This window comes from Streptomyces sp. (assembly GCF_050698815.1).
Lineage (GTDB): Bacteria > Actinomycetota > Actinomycetes > Streptomycetales > Streptomycetaceae > Streptomyces.
On record NZ_JBOHCV010000107.1, the window covers coordinates 1 to 2,779 of the forward strand.

General features: G+C 72.1%; 2 protein-coding genes and 2 pseudogenes. All 4 read left to right on the forward strand.

Annotated elements, in window-relative coordinates; translation table 11 throughout:
* Positions 1 to 428, forward strand: a pseudogene (locus ACRDP3_RS04135) (amine oxidase); the annotation flags it as partial.
* Positions 425 to 1,180: a DUF1365 domain-containing protein gene (locus ACRDP3_RS04140; protein WP_431515431.1), complete on the forward strand. Its 756-nt coding sequence runs from the start codon at positions 425 to 427 to the stop codon at positions 1,178 to 1,180. The pseudogene ACRDP3_RS04135 and the gene ACRDP3_RS04140, both read left to right, overlap by 4 nt.
* Positions 1,177 to 2,451, forward strand: a complete 1,275-nt coding sequence (locus ACRDP3_RS04145; protein WP_431515432.1) for a class I SAM-dependent methyltransferase — start codon at positions 1,177 to 1,179, stop codon at positions 2,449 to 2,451. The genes ACRDP3_RS04140 and ACRDP3_RS04145 overlap by 4 nt, the downstream gene beginning before the upstream one ends.
* A pseudogene (locus ACRDP3_RS04150) lies at positions 2,448 to 2,779 on the forward strand (SAM-dependent methyltransferase); the annotation flags it as partial. The gene ACRDP3_RS04145 and the pseudogene ACRDP3_RS04150, both read left to right, overlap by 4 nt.

The following is a 2,779-nucleotide window of genomic DNA, read 5'->3' on the forward strand; positions in this document are numbered from 1 at the left end:
CGGAGCGCCAGGTCCTCGGCGCCTTCCGCTACTCCCGCAACCCCACGATGCTGCACACCGACGCCTCGCTGCTGCCGCGCGCCCGCGCGGCCCGCGCCTCCTGGAACTACCTGATGCCGTCCTGCCGAACCCCCGCCGCCGCGGTCCGCATCAGCTATCACATGAACCGGCTGCAAGGTCTCGACGCCCCTGAGGACTACCTGGTCACCCTCGGCGGCGCGGACCGTGTGGACACCGAGCGGGTGCTGGCGAGCATGGTCTACGAACACCCCGTCTACACACCGGAGTCGGTGGCCGCCCAGCACCGGCTGCCGGAACTCAACACGGCTGTCACCGCCTACGCCGGTGCCTACCACGGCTGGGGCTTCCACGAGGACGGCTGCCGCTCGGGCGTCGCCGCGGCCGAGGCGCTGGGGGTGCGCTGGTGACCGTTGCCCCCTCCCCGGCAACCTCTGCCGCCCCCGCCCTGTACCGCTGCCTGGTGACGCACGTACGGAACCGGCCGGTGCGTCACACGGTGCGGCACCGCACGTACATGTGGCTGGCCGACCTGGACCGACTGCCGCGGCTGCCCCGCCCGCTGGGCCCGCTCGCCCGCTTCGAGGCCCGCGACCACTTCGGCGGTACGGCCGCCACGATCCGGGCCGGACTGGAGCGGTTCCTGGCCGCCCGTGGTGTGGCGGCGCCCACCGGGCGGGTGCTGATGCTGACCAATGCCCGTGTGCTGGGGCACGTCTTCAACCCGCTGACCCTCTACTGGTGCCACCAGGCCGACGGCGCGCTGAGCTGTGTGGTGGCAGAGGTGCACAACACCTACGGCGAGCGGCACTGCTACCTGCTGCACACCGACGACGCCGGAGTGGCCACCGTCGACAAGGAGTTCTACGTCTCGCCGTTCTTCCCTGTCGACGGCGGATACACGATGCGCCTGCCGGAGCCCGGAGGCACGCTGCGGCTGTCCGTGCATCTGGACCGTGCCGGTGGGAGGCCGTTCACCGCGACCGTACGGGGCCGAAGGCAAAGCGCCACCGTCCCCGCGCTGTTGCGGGCCGCCGCCCGGCACCCGTGGCCGACGCTCGCCGTCTCCGCCGCCATCCGGCTGCACGGCATCCGGCTGTATCTGCGCGGCCTGCCCGTGCGACCCCGTCCCCGACACCGGACCCAGGAGGGTTTGGAGTGAGCACCTACACTGCACCGGAATCGCCGCCGAAGCCGGCGGTAGATCCCCAGCGCTGGCCGGATGTGGCCAATGCCCCACGGGCCGCACGCGTCCGCGGCGCCGTCGCCGAACGGATCGTGCGCCGCGCCGTCGCCAGGCTCCCGCTGCGGGTACGCCTGGCCGGCGGCGAGACTCTCGGCCAAGGCGGCCCCCTGCTGGAACTGCACGATCCGGACGCCTTCTTCCGCCGGATCGGGCACGCCGGACTGATCGGCTTCGGCGAGTCCTACATGGCGGGAGAGTGGGAAGCACCCGACCTCGTCGGCGTCCTCGCCGTCCTCGCGGAGCACGTCACCGGCCTGGTGCCGCGGCCTCTGCAACGGATGCGTGCCCTGTGGGCACGGCGGCAGCCGGCCACCCAGCGCAACACCGAAGAGCACACCCGCGACAACATCCACCGCCACTACGACCTGTCCAACGACCTATTCGCCCTCTTCCTCGACGACACGCTGAGCTACTCCGCGGCGCTCTTCCGCGGCTTCCCCACCAGCTGGCCCGACCTGGCGGCCGCCCAACGGCGCAAGATCGACCGACTGCTGGACCTTGCCGAGGTCGGTCCCGGTACCCGGCTGCTGGAGATCGGCACCGGCTGGGGTGAACTCGCCCTGCGCGCCGCCGACCGCGGCGCCGAGGTGGTCACCGCCACCCTCTCCCAGGAACAGCTCGACCTCGCACGTGAGCGCGTACGGGCGGCTGGACACGAGGACCGGGTGACCCTGCTGCTGTGCGACTACCGGCAGTTGACCGGTTCCTACGACGCCATCGTCAGCGTCGAGATGATCGAGGCCGTCGGCGCGGAGTTCTGGGGCACCTACTTCCGCACCCTGGACCGGCTGCTGGCCCCCGGGGGCCACGTCGCGCTGCAGGCCATCACCATGCCGCACGAGCGGATGCTCGCCACCCGGCACACCTACACCTGGATACAGAAGTACATCTTCCCCGGCGGCCTCCTCCCCTCTCTCGACGCCATATCGCACACCACCGAGAGCACCACCGCCCTGCGCATGACCCGGCACGACAGCTTCGGGCCGCACTACGCGGAGACCCTGCGGCTGTGGCGCGAGCGTTTCACCGAACGCGCGGCGGAGGCCGGCGCACTCGGATTCGATACGACCTTCCAGCGGATGTGGACCTTCTACCTCGCCTACTCCGAGGCGGGGTTCCGCTCCGGCTACCTCGACGTGCGGCAACTGCTGCTCGCCAAGCCCGCTTCGGAGGAGACCGCACGATGAACCCCGACGGAGCCGCACACCGGCTCTCGCCACTGCTCGGACAACTGTTCGGCGACCCGCCGCCCTTGCGGCTGCGCGCCTGGGACGGGAGCGAGACCGCTCCCCCCGGGGCTCCCGACGCACCCGTCGTGGTGCTCCGCTCACGCCGCGCGCTGCGCCGCCTGCTGTGGCAGCCCGGTGAACTCGGCCTCGCCGAGGCCTACATCACCGGCGACCTCGACATCGAGGGCGACCTCGCGGACGGACTGCGGTCCGTGTGGGGCGCGGTGCGCGAACGCGGACCGCGCTCGTCCCGGCCGGCCCCCGCCGTCCTGGCGCGGGCCGCGGG